Origin of the sequence: Sporosarcina luteola (assembly GCF_023715245.1) — a bacterium.
Taxonomy (GTDB): Bacteria; Bacillota; Bacilli; order Bacillales_A; family Planococcaceae; genus Sporosarcina; species Sporosarcina luteola_C.
In genome coordinates this window covers 431818-448878 of sequence record NZ_JAMBNV010000001.1, presented here as the reverse complement: position 1 = coordinate 448878, position 17061 = coordinate 431818, and the positions used below count along the sequence as shown (strand labels likewise).

The following is a 17061-nucleotide window of genomic DNA, read 5'->3' as shown; positions in this document are numbered from 1 at the left end:
TTTTGAGGGGTGTGAATGAGGGTTGGACGCGGGAAGTTCGAGTTGTCCCCTACACTTCGGATCGCGCTGAATGGTTTTGACAAATTAGGGGTTGCTTCGGGGGCTTATGCGTTTCTGGGCGGATTTATGCGTGAGTTTTGGAGTTTATGCGTTTCTGGGCGGGTTTATGCGTGAGTTTCTATTGTAGAACGTTGGATTTAGCATGTATAAATGCATGTTATAGGTTTTCTGAATCGTTTTTCGCTTTTATGTACGGATAAATAATGACAAACCACATATCCTATCCTTGTTGAGGAGGTGAATCGTCATGGCTAACCAACAATATGGTAAGAACCAACAAAATAATAAAAATGTTGCGGAAGGCGTTAAAAATACAGCTGGATCCGCATTCGAGACAGCTCATAATGCTTTGGAAACAACGGAAGATATTGCAATGAAGACTGTAGATGCGACTAAAAATGCGGCACAGAACCTGAAAGATAACATGAAGAAACAATCAAGGTAAATGATCATGATTATGTTAAACGCCATTTTCTGGCGTTTTTCTTTTTGCACGAATGGTTGAAGACTGTAGATGAGATTTACTTATGTCGAATCTCTCAAAAACATCTTTTAGAGGTCGCGGGAGGATTTTGTGATAAGCATCAGCTCGTCGCGATGAATGGTTTTGACAAATTAGGGGGTTCGTACGGAGGCGTAATGCGTGAGTTTTCGCGTTTTTGAGTAATTCGAGGATGAGCTTTTGGAAACTGTTATGTGTGTTTGCGAGGATTTATGCATTTTTAATTCGTGAGTTGTGACTCAAGTTAATTCTGAAGTTGGGTTAGTTGATTGTATTATACGTTGGTGGTTGGGGACGCAAGGTGTTTTACTGGGTTGAGAGGTTTTTCCGTATGTAATTAACCTAAAAAAGTCGTTTTTTAGAAGCCTATGTGATTTACTCCCAGTTAAAATGGCACCCGACTTATTCGGGTGCCCATGTTGTTTAGTTATCCTTTTTCCATCCCATCGTCTCGCCGAATTTCTCTACTTCTTCCGTCATCATTTGAATTTCAGATGCAGCTAATACAGCATCGGACATCGGCTCGTCATCGTTCGGAATGAATTTGTCGGGGTAGGCTGTAAACATTCCTACTTTGTTACCATCGACGCGGACATTGATACCGATCGTCTCGGCGCCTTCTATGTCCGATTGTTGCATGAAGTCATATGTTTGGTTGAGTACATGTTGAAATGCCATTCCCGGGTTATCGGTCTTCATATCTATCATTAATGTAATGTGATTGTTTAGTTCACGTGCATCTGTTATGTCCACATTTGATGCATATTCATACACAGATGTGTCTATTTGATTTACTCCCGATTCATTGGTGTTTGTTTCAATCTGTTGCGACTCTTCTTCCGGCTTCTTCGGTTCTGTCGCTTCTTCGCTGCATGCTGTAAGAATTCCGGCAGCCATAATCATCATTAATATTTTTTTCATAACTATCCCTCCTGCTGCATTATACCTGAATTGGTGAAGGAAGACAAAAAACCTAAGGTGCATCAGTGTTTTGCTAACTTGGGTAGAACGATAGATCCAGGAATTATGTGCGGGCGTTCAAGTTTATTTTGAAGAAAAAACTTAATTTTAATAGTTACCTCCAGAAGGTTGTGCATTCTGCTTTGTCTGAGATGTTATAGTCGATCATTTTCTTGAGTAATGCGAAATCGAACGGACGGTTCCATGGGAATTGGACTAGCATTTTGGTGTGCTTGTAGCCGGCCTCCACGATTTGGTCGGAGAAGTGGATGACTCCTGCTTCTTCAGGGGATACAGCCATATGTTGTTTGGATACGCTGAAGCCGATGATGTATGTGCCGTGATCGGTGAACATCGGTTGGTTCCATTTGATTACTGGCGTCAGTTCGGGATATTTCGTTTTTACCCACGTTAACACTTCTTCGGTTCTCGCCCGATGTTCCGGGTTATCGATTTTCGTTAGAAATTCTGCGAATACTTCCATTTGGAAACCTCCTATTTTCAGTTAGATTATCTACATTGCATTATATAGGCTTGTCTTGTTGGTTGGCAATGATGTGGCGGTCGCGGGAGTTTACTGATATTGACCTCCCCTGCTCGCGCTTAATGGTTTTGACAAATAAAGGGGTTGAGTTGGAGACGTTATGCGTGAATTTGGGAGTTTATGCGTTTCTGGGTGGGCTTATGCGTGTATGGCGGCGGTTATGCGTGGAGTTTGCAATTTATGTGTGTTTAGAGGAGTTTATGGACTTTTGGAAGTGTTTATGCGGAATTGAGCCGTCGTTAGGACGGCTCGGGTTTGGATTTTCGTTTCTTCCATAGATCTTCAGCCGCGCCGGAGCCTAGGACGACGCCGATGATGATTAGGACGAAGCCAATCAGGTGGCGGCCGGTGATGATTTCTCCGAGGAAGAGGGCTGAGCCTACTAGGGAGAATAATGTGTTCAGGTTCATGAAAATCGCGGCTTTGGCTGGACCGATTTGACCGACTGAATAGTTGTATAGCATATGTCCTACGGCCGTTGCGAAAATGGCGCTTGCGGCGAAGACGACCCAGAAGCTAGGCGGGACTGTTGTGAATTTGACGAGTTCGCCAGGCTCTTGGATGAAGCTGATGACGAACAGCAAGAGGCTTCCGACAGTTAGCATGTACGCGGTGAGAACCCTTGGGTCAAGCGTCCTTGCTGCCTTAGCGATTACCAAAAAGGAAAGGACTTGTGCAAGGATGGCGAAGAAGATGAATGCGTCGCCGAGTTTGAGGCCGGTGAAGCTGTCTCCGCCTGCGAGGACGACGGATCCGATGCCGATGAAGCCTACTGCTGCGCCGATCCATTGGATTCTGGTCGGGTAATTGCGCAGGATGAGTGCTGTGCATATTGCTGTTAGGACTGGGCCGGTTCCGAGGATGAGGCTGGCGTTGGTGCCGGTCGTGCGGAAGAGGCCCATATTGAGGAAATAGTGGTGGAGGACGACGTTGAGTGCGGCTCCGCCGATTATGTATGTCCATTCTTTTTTGGTTGGGAGTCGGAGGATTTTGAGGGCTCCGAGGATGATGAATACGGTGATGCCTGCTGTTAGGACGCGGAGTGCGGTCATGGTGACGGGATGCATGAAGGTGAGCATGTATTTGAGCATGGGGAGGTTGGCGCCCCAGAGGAGCATGGTGATGGTGAGGAGTGTGTAGAGTTTCCACATGTTGGTTGCCTTCTTTCTAGGTTTCGATAGAGTCTAGTTTAGCATATGGATGGGGTTATGCGTGAGTTTTTGGGATTACGCGCGAATGGCGGTTTTTATGCGTTTCTGGTGGGTTCACGCGAAGGTACACATATGGTGGATTGCAGGGATATTTAGTTGCATAAGGAAGATTATCGGCATCTAAAATTATGGGAATATTAGTTCGCTTTCGCTGCAGTAGAATGATAGAATATAAGTTGCAGCGGCATTTAGCGGATGGATGGTTGGCACTCCCTTGCGAAGGGGGGTGATCATATATGGTGACTTACGAAACAATGAATATCCTTGTGCAGTTAGGTATATTGCACGCACTCTGGGCTACGGCTGTGATTGCGACGATTGCATTGTTCACCAAAAGAAAGTAACCACCCTCCGCTAACCGACAAGTAAGCAAGGTGGTTACTATTTCACTTTCGCAATCTGGTCAACCGCACTTCTTGCGGATGTCAGCTGCAATTATTAAATTGACTGGGCGTTATGCGACGCTCAGTCTTTTTTAGTATATGTTAAGTGTAGCATATGTATAAGGGGATTTCACTTTTCAGATCTATCCTGTTCTCTTCAATTCTCAAATAAATACCATTCCGCAGGTCTGGGCAAAGCCCAGGGTCTTAATAAATTATTCTACAGCAATCGCGGGTGACTCGTGAGGAACTGCCCTTCTCTGTCCGCGCCAAATGGTTTTGACAAATTAGGGGTTGGTTGTAGGCGTTATGCGTGATTGTAAGAGTTTATGCGCGTTTGCCGGCGTTTATGCGTGTATAGGGAGATTTATGCGTAAGAATTCGATATTATGCGTATGTAGGCGTATTTATGCGTGAGTTTTTCAGTTTATGCGTTTTTGAGATGGGAAAGCGGACTCTCGGTTATGGGAGTCCGCTTTTCATTTAGAATCTGAAGGCTTTTCGCTGGATGGCGAGGGAGCCGATGATGTAGGCGATCAGGGACAGGACGACGGGGATCGTGACTGTGTGGACGCCGAGTAGGTTGCCGTAAGACGCGTTGTAGAAGTGGATTGCAATGTAGCTTGCAATGCCCGTGATCATGCTTAGTATTGCGCCGTGCTTATTGCCGTATTTCCAGTAGAGCCCGAGGACGATTGGCCAGATGAAGGCGGCTTCGAGTCCTCCGAATGCGAATAGGTTCAGGAAGATGAGCAGGTCGGGCGGCTGAAGGGCGAGCAGGAAGACGATGATTCCTAGGATGCCCGTGACACCGAAGCTCATGATTTTGACACGTTTTTCGCTTGCTTCCGGTTTGATGAAGTTCAGGTAGACGTCTTTGACGATTGCTGAGCTGACGAGTAGCAACAGCGAGTCGACCGTCGACATGATGGCCGCCATCGGTGCCGCGAGGACGATGCCCGCGAGCCACGGGGGCAATACTTCGAGCGCGATTAACGGAATGACTTTGTCCCCTACATCGATTCCCGGCATGACGGGTCTTGCGAAGACGCCGATCAGGTGCATGTTGAGCATGATGAAGCCGGTCACGATTGTGCCGATGACGAGTGCCCGGTGCATGGCGCGGGAGCTTTTGTAGCTCATAGCGCGGATGGCCATTTGCGGGAGTCCGACGACGCCGACGCCGACAAGTATCCAGAAGGAGGATACGTATGCCGCGGTGAGGGTTCCGTCCGCTCCGAATGGCGTGACGAGTCTCGGGTTTTCATTCAATAAATCCTGCATGATGGCCGGGACTCCCCCGCCGGCAATGATGACGCCGATGAGCAGGATGAGTGTGCCGACGACCATGATCGCTCCTTGGACGGCGTCGGTCAGTGCGACGGCGCGGAATCCGCCGATCGTGACGTAGACGAGTACGGAGATCGCGAAGATGAAGAGCGCCGTCGTGTACTGGAGCCCGGTGAGCGATTCGATGAGCCGTCCCCCGCCGACCCATTGTGCGGTCATGGCGGAGAATAGGAAAATGATGATGGCGATGGCTGATAGGATTGCGACCGCCGGGCTGTTGTAGCGAGCCTTCAGGAAGTCGATCATCGTGACGGCGTTATATTTGCGGCCGAGGATTGCGAATTTTTTCCCGAGGATGAGCAGGACGAAATAGCCGGTGACGACTTGGGTCATGGCGAGCAGGATCCAGCCGAAGCCGACTGTGTAGGCGGTTCCGGGTCCTCCGAGGAAGCTGGATGCGCTGCCGTATGTGGCGACCATTGTCATGGCGAGTACGAAGCCGCCGAGTTCGCGTCCTCCGAGGAAGTATTCTTGAAGGAATCCGCCGGTTGAGGTCATCTGTTTTGACGCGATGAAGCCGATGGCGAAGATCGCGATCAGGAAGATTACGAGCGGGATGATGACTTGGATGTTCATTTTGTCGGTGATTCCTCCTTTGGTGTTACGTTCGGGTCCGCGTATGGGTCCGCGTCGAGCGGGACTTCTTTCAGGACGTATTTCGTGATGATGATGACGATGACGGACATTAGGATGAAGCCGACGACGCAGCTGTAGAAGAACCAGTCGGGCAGGCCGAGGATGTATGTATATTCTTCGGGTGGGCGGGAGCCGAGTCCGTAGGCGAAGCCGTACCACCAGATGAAGTTGAAGATTGCGAGTGCGACGCCGATGAGTGCTTCTTTGTGCGCGATTTTGAAGCGCGGGTCCGGCTTATATTGATCGGGCGGCGTTTGTTTGGCGGGCATTTTAGGTGCTCCTTTCTATTTGGAGTTCGATTTAGGTCTTTGAGGTTGATTATACAGGATTTCCTTGTTTTAGGGAGGGGGTAATTGGAGATTGATAGATATTGGGAGGGCGGGGGCGAGCGGTTATGCGTGAGTTATGGGATTTATGCGAGGATGGCGGCGGTTATGCGTGATTCGGCGGATTTATGCGTGAGTGCGGGAGATTATGGACTTTTGATGGCGTTTATGCGTTTTTGGAGGAGTTTATGCGGCTTTAAGGGAGGTGCGCGGAGTTTCTTCTATATAAATAGGAGTGTGAATCGCGCTGGAATGGTTTTGACAATTTAAGGGGTTTTGTCTTGTGGCCGTTTAGTTCAAAAACCCACGAATCACAGGAATCCGTGGGTTTTCGTCATTTATTTTTTGGAGAAAAGGTGAACCCAGTATGTGGTACCGTCACCGGAAGTCGCGTGGCCTGAGCCGATATTGGTGAATGTTGTATTCATCATATTCTTGTAATGGCCGGGCGAGTTAATCCAGCCATCGACTGCTCCTTTTGGTGTTCCATACCCCTTAGCGATGTTCTCTCCATATGAGGTCCATGTATACTTGAATGTGGCTAGCATTTCCCCGACGGTTCCATAGGTTGGGGATTTGTGTTCGAAGTATCCTAGCTTTGCCATGTCTTCTGCTTTGATTTGCGCGATTTTGCTTAGGTCCAAGTCATGTGATAGTTCATTGACCCCTTTGCTCATTCTTTCTTTATTGACAAGATTGATTGTTTCCATAGCGTTCTTCGACACGTCAATAACGGATGGGAACGGTTCCGGTTTTGATGTATCGATATACATTTTTCGCCTGTTATCGTAATAAATCGTGCCAACTTCCCGTTTTGCATCAAATTCAAGTGCGCGACCCGTGAAAGCTGAAAGTTGTGCCCGGGTGACAATGCCGTGCGGGTCGAAGCGAGATGCTGAAACCCCTTTAGAAATTTCGGTTTCAGCTAGTGTAATAATATAGCCATGCCAATAATCCTTTGGCACATCTATGAATTGGACCTGATTGTTATCATCAACAATCAACTTGAAACCTTCGACTAGTATTTTCGCCATTTGACTGCGTGTTAGCGGGGAATCAGGGTTGAATCTACTTGTATTTGCGATTATTCCCTTTTCTGCGAGTGCCCGAATCTCTTTATATGCGAAATGGGAGTGCGGAACGTCCGTGAAGTTAGGAGTAAAGCCTTCGGAAGGGGTTAACTTCATTGCCCTTCCGATGATTTTTGCAGCTTGTCCACGTGTCACAGGCTGCCCTGGTTTAAAACTGTCATCCCTATACCCGTCAATGATGCCTTTCGTATAAAGTTCCTCAATCTGAGGGTAGGCCCAATAATCTTGGAGAACGTCTTTAAAGGTAGCGGCAGACACTGAATTTGATGATGCACTGACTAGTAGTATTGTAAATAGTAGAGTTGTTAGCCATTTTTTCATAGTATTTTCTCCCCGTTTAATAGGTTTCCAGAGTGTATGTACCTGCCACTTTAACAGATTACTAGTTGAATAGCAAAAGTTGCGAAAATTGAAAGATAAGTTACGATCCTAGTAATGGGTTTGAAAAAAACGCTCCGATGTGGGAGCGTTTTATTAGTGGGTTGGAGATTTTTCTTTCATTAATACATAATGTGCAGCTTTCCGTTCGCCGATGAGTTGCAGGCCAGATTTTGCGAGAAGGCTGCGGGCGACGTTGCGGTTGTTGAGCTGGGTGAAGTAGCGGAATTCGCGGTTTGTCATTTTCGGTTTGATGAGCATGAACCAGTCTTGGACGGTTTGAAGGTGTTCGTTTTTTCCGGCGTGGCCGCATGATTGGCAGTTCCACTTTTCCCTCCCCCACTGCATGCCTGGTCGGTCGCATGTTGGGCAGATGACGCCAGGTGCGATGTCAGCCGGGTTAATGTCGTATAGATCGGCGAGCGGGAATGGATTGTAGTCTTTATGGTGTTCGAGTAAGGCGAGCGCAAGGTTATGGACTGCGTGTCCATCGAGAATGTGTTCATTCACGGGCAATGAACGGAAATGAGCGGGTGCTTCGTATGTGAGCATTGTTTTCATTTCGGGTGACGGGTGTTCGATGGCGAGTTCGTTGGTGTGTGCGAATGTGAGGATGCCGTCGATGGGTATTTGGATGTTTCGATTGTCGAGCCAGTTATTGAGCAGATGGATTTTCCGGTCGATTTCGGTGTATGGATTGCGCATCGGTCTCCGGTCGCCGTTTTGGAACACGCGGATGAATTGGGTCGGATTCGCTTTGATGACCGTTTTGTCTTTGTGGTTTTTCACTTCGACGATGGTGATTGATGATGGCGTGATGAGCAGCGAGTCGATTTGGAAATAGGCGCCGTCTTGCTGCAGGTAGAGGTCGTGGAGTATGGCGTGCGGGTAGTCCGGTTGGAATTCTTTGATGTAGGTGTCGTATTCTAGCTCGCCGTTGTAGCCTGCTTGGTAGATGTGCAGGTTCTTTTGGACGGCGTTCTTTTTAGCGTGATTGTTCGGCAGGCGTTTGTCCAAGGATATGAGTGCTTTCAGTTCGTTTGGCATTGTCCGTTTTTTGTAGATCAATTTTTCATCACCTCATGTTTAGTTTAGCTTGCTTAGTGCACGAATGGAATACTTTGGATGAAGATTGCGTTTTGGGCCGTTTTCGGCGTTTGAAATTGGATTTCGAGCTGATTTCGCGGGTTGAAAATGTATTTTGCTAGTTTGATTGATAGAGTTTATGCGTGGATGCGGGAGATTATGCGGAGATTTTTTGGGTTATGCGTGAATTTTGGAGTTTATGCGTGCTTGGAGGCGGTTATGCGCTTTTCGGAGGAATTATGCGTGTCTGGTGGGATTTATGCGTGGATATCTTCATTTATGCGCTTTTGGAGGGATTTATGAGTGATTCTACGGATTTATGCGCGAGTCGTATTGGACGTGGTGAGTTGCTTGATTAGTGTGGCCCCGGCTCGCGCTGAATGATTTTACAAATTAATGTTTTTTATATGATTGTCATCGGTCGTTAAGTTCCTTAATCGCCATTACTGCTTCATCAATATGATGAACAGGTATGATTTCAATTGCTAGATTTTCTTGTGCTTTTATGGTTTTCGCTTCTTCCCTATTTGCATACGGAACGATGATATACGGAAAACCGTTTTGTTCCGAGATCATCAACTTTCCTGCTATTCCGCCCACTTCATTGACATCCCCATTAGGTTCTAACGTTCCCGTGACGCCGAGTGGAATACGGTTATGCAAGTTGCTTTGATGGACCATTGCCGAAAGTCCTAACGCGAGACCGGCACTATCTCCACGGAGATTTTCACGATTTAGAAACTCATTAATAACTGTAATATCTTCCCGAATAAAACCTTTTACATTCTCCCCCATTACGTGAAATTGCTCTTTGCCAAATCCTAAAAACCGTATTATTTCTTTTGATTTACTATTATATCTATCTCGATTTTTAATTTTATACAAATCGAATAGTTGAATACCATCTCTTTCGTAAATATCCCTAACCATTTTCTCCTCCACGTAATGAATATCGTTAAGGCCTATCGCCAAGATATATATCCCGGAATTTTGTATAATTTCCTCTGGCTCTCTATAAACTTCTGCAATATAGGTATTACTCTCATAATCCAGGAGTGGCGATTCATAACCGAAAAAGAGAGACAGTACTACAATTACCAAAAAGGCTATAAGGCTCTTAAACTTATCTTTCCGGAAAATAATTAATGCGATAGCTGCAATAATCATGAGCCCAACTAATGCCCCTAAGTATAGAAAACCGTATAGATAATCCATGTAATATGCATTGCCGAGTATCCAATAGATCGGGACTACTATGAAAATGCTATACACAAATGCCAACAGCTTGGTCGAGCGGTCTAGTGATTTATCCTGCTTTTTCAACTTCATAGTTCCTTTCCCAAACCTGTTTTGTTTTCCATCTATTTCATATTATCACTTACGTATATTCATTTGAATACTCCGACAGAGATCGCGGGGTGTTGTTTGTCGTTCACTATCCCCTCTCGCGCTGGATGGTTTTGACAAATTAAGGGGTTGATTGCGGGCGTTATGCGCGTTTGGATGCGTTTATGCGTGATTGCAGGCATTTATGCGTTTCTGGAGCTAGTTATGCGTGAGTTATTGGATTTATGCGCGTTTGTGGAGATTTATGAGTTTCTGGAGCTGTTTATGCGCTATTCATTTAAAAAACCGCCAGTTTTGGCGGTTTACTGGGTGCAGTATTGGTAGATGGCGGCGGTGGCTAGGCAGTCGCCGATTGCGTCGTGGGCGTCGTGTTCGAGTTGGAGGTGCTTGGCCAGGGTGCCGAGTTTGTGGTTCGGCGTTTCTGTGATGGCTTTGCGTGCCAGTTTGACGGTGTCGATGACGGTGTATTCGGGAATCTTGATGCCTTCGAGGTTGTCGAGGGCATATAGGAAGCCCATGTCGAAGCTGGCGTTGTGGGCGACGATGGGAAGGTCGTCGATGAATTCGATGAGTTCATCGATTTTTTGTTCGATTGTCGGTGCAAATTGGACCATTTCGTTCGTGATGCCTGTGAGTCGGGTGATGGTGATTGGAATGTGTCGCTCCGGGTTAATGAATGTGTTGATGAATTCAATCTGTTCGTGATTGATGTATTTAAGGGCGCCGATCTGGATGATGCGGTCGGCGCCAGCGCGGAAGCCTGTCGTTTCGAAGTCGAGGACGATGTAATCTTTGACGTACCTGGAAGTTGTTTTATATTTCTTGACCCTGGAAGCGCGGCGTGCGCCCCAATTTTGGATGTCCGTCTTGGTCTGCAGCAGCTGTGCGGCTTTACGATTTGGGCTCATCTTGGATGCACATCCTTTATTTTTCTCGAGTGTTTCATTTCTATTACTATATATTACACCTTATTTAGACTATTAAACTATTATTTTGGTTTTGAGTGGGTAATCCCTTTAATGCATTGCAAAGTGCCTACTGGCATGTTATTATTGTCCTCTTATTTTGAAGCTTCTTTTCGACTACTTTCACGGAAGAATGCTAATAATATTTAGGTAGACGAGAGGAGTTTTTTTATGCAGGACACTGTGGAACCGAAGAAATATGAGTATTTGGCGGATAATCCGAATGTAAAAGTCATTCCGATCATGCTCTCACTCATCATCGGTGCTTTTTTTGCGATTTTAAATGAAACATTATTGAATATCGCCCTTATTACGCTTATGGATGAGTTTTCAATATCGTTGCCGACTGTGCAATGGATGGCGACGGGCTTCATGCTTGTGATGGCGATCGTCATTCCGATATCTGCGTTGCTTTTACAATGGTTCACGACGCGGCAATTGTTTCTTGGCACGATGACGGTCTTTACGATTGGGACCATTGTGAGTGCCTCCGCCCCGACATTTTCCATTCTGCTTGTCGGACGGTTGATCCAGGCGGTTGGAACCGGTTTGCTGATGCCAATCATTTTCAATGTTTTCTTATTGATTTACCCACCGGAACGTCGCGGAAAGGTGATGGGATTGATTGGCCTTGTCATCATGTTTGCACCGGCGATCGGGCCGACACTTTCCGGAGTAATCGTTGAGTATTTCGGCTGGCGTTATTTATTTATCCTCGTCATTCCGTTTGCTTTGTTTTCTATTGCGTTTGGTTACAAGCATTTAGTGAATGTGTCGGAAGTGACGAAACCGAAGATTGACGTCATTTCGTTGGTGCTTTCGACACTTGGCTTCGGGGGGATCGTTTACGGTTTTAGTTCTGTCGGAGAAAGTGCGGATGGATTTGCTAGTGTGAATGTGCTGTCCGCATTGATTGTCGGTGTTATTGGCGTCGTCCTATTTGTGCTTCGTCAATTGAAATTGGATGAGCCGGTCATGGATTTGCGGGTATTCCGCTATCCGATGTATACGCATGCAGTCCTCATGTTTTTGATCATCATCATGGCGATGTTTGCGTCGGAAATCATTTTGCCGATCTATATGCAAGGTCCTTTGGCTTTGACGGCTGCCACTGCAGGGTTGGTCCTGTTGCCAGGAAGCATTTTGAACGGGGCGATGTCGCCGTTCATGGGCGCTCTCTTTGATAAATTCGGACCGCGTGTCTTGATGATTCCGGCAACGATTGTGTTGAGCGGAACGATGTTCATGATGAGCAGACTTACAGTCGACACGCCTGTTTGGGTCGTTGTCGTCGGGTATATTTTGATCATGCTAACGGTGTCGGCAATCATGATGCCTGCGGAGACGAATGGATTGAACCAGTTGCCGAAGCGGTTGTATCCCCATGGAACTGCAGTCATGTCGACGTTGCAGCCGGTTGGAGGAGCAATTGGCGTTTCTGTATTTATAAGCATTTTGAATGCTAGGCAGATGAAGGTTTTGGAAGGCTCCGCCACGCCTGAAGATCCAATGACAATCGATTTCGCGATGGTGGCAGGCGTTGAACTTGTTTATTTTATCGCTTTTTTGATGTCGATCGTCGCAGTTGTTTTGGCTTTCTTGGTTTATCGTGCGAAGCCTGAGGTGGAGGAAGATCTACCGAGCGAGCAGGCAGAATAAGTAGATTTTATTTGGGACTGTCCGGAATGTTGATGTATCTACATTCTGCGGCAGTCTTTTTGTGATTATAAGAGGTTTAAAAAACGAGCCTTTCCGAGACACGGAAAGGCTCGTTTTGATTATTTGCTGATGGCTACGAAACTGCCGCCAGTGTTTGTTGAGAAGTTGACTTTGCCGTTTTTGACGTTTGCGTTTTTGCTAACTTCTGTAAATGTGATTGCGTTGATAACTCTGACTTGCTTGCTGTTCGTGCTGACAGGCATGGCCACTTCAATTGAATGACCAAGGCTTGTAACTTGTTGTTTCGCTTCCCCAATTCCGTTCCAAAGCGTGATTGAGTAGATATCGGAAACGGCGTTGGCTACTGCTGAAGCGTCATTTCTTGCTACTGAAATCGTTACGTCGCCGCTCAAAGCCTTCAATATATTTTTATGGAGCGTAAATACCGCACCATCTTTTTGGATAACGACTTCTCTCTTTTGCATTGCCTTCAAAACGGAAGCGTTGATTTCGATGTCTACTTCCCCTTGTATTGAAGACACATCCAGAACAATCGTACCGCTCGATTGTGCTAGCATTTCTTCCGTGACGACGAAGCTGTTGCCCGGCTCTGGCTGCGGCTCTTCAACAGCTGTGACTGTGACTGCCACTGTTGCCGTGAAGTCTCTGTATGTCACTGTGATTTCAGTCGTGCCTGCTGCAATTGCAGTGACGTTGCCGTTTTCGACTGTCGCTACGCTTACATCCGCAGAAGTGAATGTTGCGTCAACCGTGACGTCTTTCACTTGTGTCGTTCCGTCCGCTTTTGTCGTTGTTTCGGTTACTGTCAATTGCTCCGATGCGCCGACTTTAAGCGTTAGTGATTCGTGGTTGACGGAGTATGCAACTTCATCGTCCACTTGGTCGCCAGCGTTGTAGATGATCGCTTCGGCTTTATTGCCAGCTGCGTCTTCATATTTCACTTTGACCGAGTTGTCTTTTTTGCTGAGTTCAGGAAGGTCGAAAGTGAATGTGCCGTCCTGCTCAAGCTTGACTGGGCCGGATGCAACGACTTCTTCACCTTTCAATACTTCGTAAGATGCTTTTAGTTTTGTATTGATGTCGTAGCCCATGCCGTACCAAATTAATTCCTCTTGGTATTGAATATAGGCGTCATCGATTTGGCCTGTAGCTGTTGTGCCTTCGACCGCTCCTTCGATTGTACCTGCTGTGGATTTGACGACGACCGGTCCTACGAAGTCACCGATGATGCCTGCTGTTGACAATGCCGTGAAATCAATGGTGTAAAGTCCGTCCGGAATCGTTGTTTGAGGAGCGGTGCCCCATGGTTTGTATAGTCCTTTGATTCCTAACGTGTATGAGCCTGCCCCTAGTGCAGAGCCAGCGTGCAGATAGCCGATATAGCCGTCTCCGTATTCTCCACCTTCAGGGTTCATGATGTCCCAAAGCTCAATGTAGTTCGTTGTAACGTCCCCTGTAAGTGTGAAGGAGAGTGTCGCTTCGTCCTTGACGCCGTCGCCGTTGAAGCTTAGGTCTGTTTCAGAGATTCTGATGTCTTTTATTGCAGTTGCCGGTGCCCCGCCGAAGTCGGCTGCGAATGGCAATGATGCAGTTGTGCTTCCGCCTTCGATGTTGATGTAGCCGAGGATTTCATCGCCGGTCTTCGTGCTTGCAGCGGATGCTGTCAACGTGACGTTGAGCAATTGCTCGCCGGATAACGTGAATGTCGGCTTGTCAATTGTGACAGTGGCGTCACCGAAGCCTTTCGTCACTTGTACGGAAGCGTTGTATGTGCCGCCGTTGCCGTTTACGTTTTTCACTACAACTTGTTTCGTAACGGAAATATTTTTATCCAATTTTTGAGGACCGAATGTCACTGTCCCTTTTTTGTTCTCAACTGTTTGTCCGTCATTGTTTGCGGTGTCGATTGCATAGGCAAGGATTTCAGGGTGCGCTGCAGCGTAAGCCTGTACGCGGCCTGCTCCTTGCGCGAATACGTCGTACTTGCCAGTGTCAAGGACCTTGGCTGTATTGGACAGTGCGACTTTTACGTCGAATGCGTCCCAATTCGGATTCGCTTGTTTCACTAGCGCCGCGATTCCAGCAATATGTGGTGTGGCCATGGAAGTTCCCGTTTTACGCGTGAAGGCTTGTTCGTAATTAGCTCCCGGGAAGTCCGCTTTGTACATCGGGATTGTGGACATGATGTTCGTGCCCGGTGCTGTGACGTCAGGTTTGATGTCGAAGTTCGGTGTGGACGGTCCGCGTGAGCTAGAGTTGTTCACTTCGTCGCCTGCTGTCATTGTTTTGTTGAAGTTGCTGAATGAAATTGTGCCTGCTGATTGTGCTAGTGCTGCACGGATTGCTTCGCCGTCCGTTTGGGACATGTCGAATGTCGGGATGAATTCGAATGCGTCTCCAAGGAATGTGCCGGACGGGCCAGGTGCGCCTGTTCCGCCTGCGAAGTTGTGGACGATGATGGCGATTGCGCCGTTTGCTTTCGCAGCTGCGATTTTGTCGACGAATGCGATTTCGCCGCGTGAGACGAGTGCGACTTTGCCGTTTACGTCAAGTCCAGTGTAGTCGGTTGGTTTTCCGACTCCAGGGATTGCAACAAGGCTGTATTCACCGGCAAGTTGTGTGTCGAGGTTCGCGCCGTATGTTGTGCCCATTAGGTTAAGTGTTTTTGATAGATTGTAGCTGCCGGCGTTGATGTTTACATCGCCGAAGTTGTGTGCTTCAGGGTTTGTCGTGTTGCCGACTGCGATGCCGAGACGGGCTGTTGCTGGAGTGCCCATCGTTCCGCGGTTCGGACCGGAGTTGCCTGTTGCGACGACTGAGATTGTTCCTGCAAGCATTGCGTTGTTGATGGCGAATGATCCAGCGTCTGTTTCAGTGTTGGAGCCGCCGCCTAGTGAAAGGTTGATGACATCCATGCCTTCGATGACTGCAGTGTCGATTGCCGCGACGATACCGGAGGTTGCTCCGCTGCCGTAAGCGCCGAGTACGCGGTATGCGTAAAGGTCGACTTTCGGTGCGATTCCTTTAATGCCGTATTCGTTGTTGCCGATTGCGGCGATTGTGCCTGCGACGTGTGTGCCGTGAGATGTGTAGAATGCGCTGCCGTTAGCGTTGAATTCTGGCGTGCCGGCCGGACGTTCTACAGGTGACGTTTCGGATGCGTCGTCATCCGCGCGTGGACGTGTGTATGTGCTGCTGTTCGGAATGAAATTTTTGCCGCCTTTGTAGATGCCTTGGAAGTCCGGGTGGTCGGCGTCGATTCCTGTGTCGAGGACGGCGACTTTGATGCCTTGTCCTTCATAGCCTTCAGCCCAGAGTGCTTCGATTCCGAGGAATCCGATGCTTGTGTCCATGGCAGGGCTGACATGTCCATCTTTAGCCTTCTCTTCAAGTTTCGACTCGGATGGAGCTGGTTTTTTTAGGTCTTTTCCATTGTCGAAAGCGTGGACGATTGTGTCTGGTTCGACGAGTGTAACGCCGTTCACTTCAAGGAGTTTCGGAAGGTCATCGGCTTTGACGGTTCCGGACATCCCGTTGAGTACGGTGTCATAGGAGAAACCTTCGTTAAATTTGATGCCTTTGATTGCCATTTCTTTTTTGACGGCAGCTTGCTGGTTGCGCACTTTGGATTTCGCTTGTTGTGCTTGCGCGTTGGAGAATGATTTTCCAGCTAGTTTATGGATTCCTTTTTGGAGCCCTACTGATTTTTCGGATAGGTGGATGATGACAGGGACTTGTTGGTTCCCTTTAACGATTTGGAGCTTTTCATGCAGTTTCGCTTCATCCCCGAGCAGGTTGAGCTGTTCGGCGATTGCGGCTTTTTGCTGCATGATGCTTTCATCTTGGAGGTTCTCTTTGAATGCTTTTAGTGTTTGAGCTGTTTCTGCAGCGCTTTCAGGATCCGTGTAGGCGGATGCTGTGAATGGCGTGAGCATGGAGAGCACGAGAATGAGTGCCAAAAATGTGCTGAACAGCTTTGTGTAATTATGATTCTTCAAATGCCTATTCCCCCTTAGTAGTTTGGTAGATTACTGCCATTAAACGATATCATAGTGAGATTTATTTGAAAATAGTGATTGTTGCTTCGGATGGCGAAACTTCAGAAAAATCGTTCTATTGGTATGGATGTTTCTGGATGTGGGTAGTGCGGAAGATTTATGGGTTAAGTTGGAAGTATGAGTATTTAGCTAAGTTGCTTGTCCATGCTTATCGAATCGGTATTTTCCCATTTCATTGGTAATCTATTGGACAGTGCGATTCATTTATGCGTATATGCAGCGGATTATGCGTGAGTTTCCGGATTTATGCGTGCGTAGCGAGATTTTTGCGTGAATATGCCGATTTATGCGTGGAGTTTACGATTTATGCGTGTTTCGCGGAGTTTATGCGTGATTCTTAGGATGTTGGTTGTCGCGATGGATGCTTTTGACCAATTAGGGTTTGATTTATGCGTGAATACGACGAGATATGCGTGGAATTCACGTTTTATGCGTCGCTGTAACGATTTATACATATTTCGTGGAGGTTATGCGTGATTTCTAG

Annotated in this window: 13 protein-coding genes; 3 read left to right on the top strand and 10 right to left on the bottom strand. The window is 47.3% G+C overall.

The features are described from left to right. Nucleotides 1-307: 307 nt before the first annotated feature. On the top strand, nucleotides 308-505 hold the full coding sequence (locus tag M3152_RS02235) for a hypothetical protein (RefSeq protein WP_251693574.1): 198 nt from the start codon (nucleotides 308-310) through the stop codon (nucleotides 503-505). Nucleotides 506-985: 480 nt separating this feature from the next. Here M3152_RS02235 and M3152_RS02230 read toward each other — a convergent pair whose 3' ends face one another. The 3 genes from M3152_RS02230 to M3152_RS02220 form a co-directional block, all read right to left on the bottom strand. Continuing rightward, nucleotides 986-1483 carry a hypothetical protein gene (locus M3152_RS02230; RefSeq protein WP_251693573.1) on the bottom strand — a complete coding sequence of 166 codons (498 nt, stop codon included), beginning with the start codon at nucleotides 1481-1483 and terminating at the stop codon, nucleotides 986-988. Between the two features lie 154 nt (nucleotides 1484-1637). Next, nucleotides 1638-2006: an iron chaperone gene (locus M3152_RS02225; RefSeq protein WP_251693572.1), complete on the bottom strand. Its 369-nt coding sequence runs from the start codon at nucleotides 2004-2006 to the stop codon at nucleotides 1638-1640. Between the two features lie 299 nt (nucleotides 2007-2305). Beyond that, a complete protein-coding gene (locus tag M3152_RS02220) occupies nucleotides 2306-3217 on the bottom strand; it encodes a DMT family transporter (RefSeq protein WP_251693571.1) in 912 nt (303 codons plus the stop codon). 296 nt (nucleotides 3218-3513) lie between these two features. On the opposite strand from M3152_RS02220, the gene M3152_RS18145 reads away from it, so the two are divergent. Next, entirely contained in the window at nucleotides 3514-3621 is a 108-nt protein-coding gene (locus M3152_RS18145) for a putative holin-like toxin (protein ID WP_435371925.1), read from the top strand. A 522-nt stretch (nucleotides 3622-4143) separates the two neighbouring features. Here the strand turns inward: M3152_RS18145 and panF are convergent. From panF to M3152_RS02190, 6 genes are all read right to left on the bottom strand, one after another. Beyond that, the gene (gene panF, locus M3152_RS02215; protein WP_251693570.1) at nucleotides 4144-5586 is read right to left on the bottom strand and encodes a sodium/pantothenate symporter; all 1443 of its coding nucleotides are present in this window, start codon (nucleotides 5584-5586) and stop codon (nucleotides 4144-4146) included. Then, a complete protein-coding gene (locus M3152_RS02210) occupies nucleotides 5583-5915 on the bottom strand; it encodes a YhdT family protein (RefSeq protein WP_251693569.1) in 333 nt (110 codons plus the stop codon). The genes panF and M3152_RS02210 overlap by 4 nt, the downstream gene beginning before the upstream one ends. Before the next feature lie 395 nt (nucleotides 5916-6310). After that, entirely contained in the window at nucleotides 6311-7384 is a 1074-nt protein-coding gene (locus tag M3152_RS02205; protein ID WP_251693568.1) for an S-layer homology domain-containing protein, read from the bottom strand. A gap of 153 nt (nucleotides 7385-7537) precedes the next feature. After that, complete coding sequence (locus tag M3152_RS02200; protein WP_251693567.1) at nucleotides 7538-8509, bottom strand: nuclease-related domain-containing protein; 972 nt, start codon at nucleotides 8507-8509, stop codon at nucleotides 7538-7540. 432 nt (nucleotides 8510-8941) lie between these two features. Next, the gene (locus M3152_RS02195; protein WP_251693566.1) at nucleotides 8942-9694 is read right to left on the bottom strand and encodes a S16 family serine protease; all 753 of its coding nucleotides are present in this window, start codon (nucleotides 9692-9694) and stop codon (nucleotides 8942-8944) included. A gap of 482 nt (nucleotides 9695-10176) precedes the next feature. Beyond that, nucleotides 10177-10782: a 3'-5' exonuclease gene (locus tag M3152_RS02190; protein ID WP_251693565.1), complete on the bottom strand. Its 606-nt coding sequence runs from the start codon at nucleotides 10780-10782 to the stop codon at nucleotides 10177-10179. A 228-nt stretch (nucleotides 10783-11010) separates the two neighbouring features. On the opposite strand from M3152_RS02190, the gene M3152_RS02185 reads away from it, so the two are divergent. After that, complete coding sequence (locus tag M3152_RS02185; protein WP_251693564.1) at nucleotides 11011-12498, top strand: MDR family MFS transporter; 1488 nt, start codon at nucleotides 11011-11013, stop codon at nucleotides 12496-12498. Nucleotides 12499-12617: 119 nt separating this feature from the next. Here M3152_RS02185 and M3152_RS02180 read toward each other — a convergent pair whose 3' ends face one another. Beyond that, nucleotides 12618-16517: a S8 family serine peptidase gene (locus M3152_RS02180; protein ID WP_251693563.1), complete on the bottom strand. Its 3900-nt coding sequence runs from the start codon at nucleotides 16515-16517 to the stop codon at nucleotides 12618-12620. Nucleotides 16518-17061 lie beyond the last annotated feature (544 nt).

What these genes read in the sequence shown, in the direction of transcription:
- M3152_RS02235 (WP_251693574.1), top strand. Translation starts at nt 308, where the DNA reads ATGGCTAACCAACAATATGGTAAGAACCAACAAAATAATAAAAATGTT.
- M3152_RS02230 (WP_251693573.1), bottom strand. Translation starts at nt 1,483, where the DNA reads ATGAAAAAAATATTAATGATGATTATGGCTGCCGGAATTCTTACAGCA.
- M3152_RS02225 (WP_251693572.1), bottom strand. Translation starts at nt 2,006, where the DNA reads ATGGAAGTATTCGCAGAATTTCTAACGAAAATCGATAACCCGGAACAT.
- M3152_RS02220 (WP_251693571.1), bottom strand. Translation starts at nt 3,217, where the DNA reads ATGTGGAAACTCTACACACTCCTCACCATCACCATGCTCCTCTGGGGC.
- M3152_RS18145 (WP_435371925.1), top strand. Translation starts at nt 3,514, where the DNA reads ATGGTGACTTACGAAACAATGAATATCCTTGTGCAGTTAGGTATATTG.
- panF (WP_251693570.1), bottom strand. Translation starts at nt 5,586, where the DNA reads ATGAACATCCAAGTCATCATCCCGCTCGTAATCTTCCTGATCGCGATC.
- M3152_RS02210 (WP_251693569.1), bottom strand. Translation starts at nt 5,915, where the DNA reads ATGCCCGCCAAACAAACGCCGCCCGATCAATATAAGCCGGACCCGCGC.
- M3152_RS02205 (WP_251693568.1), bottom strand. Translation starts at nt 7,384, where the DNA reads ATGAAAAAATGGCTAACAACTCTACTATTTACAATACTACTAGTCAGT.
- M3152_RS02195 (WP_251693566.1), bottom strand. Translation starts at nt 9,694, where the DNA reads ATGATTATTGCAGCTATCGCATTAATTATTTTCCGGAAAGATAAGTTT.
- M3152_RS02190 (WP_251693565.1), bottom strand. Translation starts at nt 10,782, where the DNA reads ATGAGCCCAAATCGTAAAGCCGCACAGCTGCTGCAGACCAAGACGGAC.
- M3152_RS02185 (WP_251693564.1), top strand. Translation starts at nt 11,011, where the DNA reads ATGCAGGACACTGTGGAACCGAAGAAATATGAGTATTTGGCGGATAAT.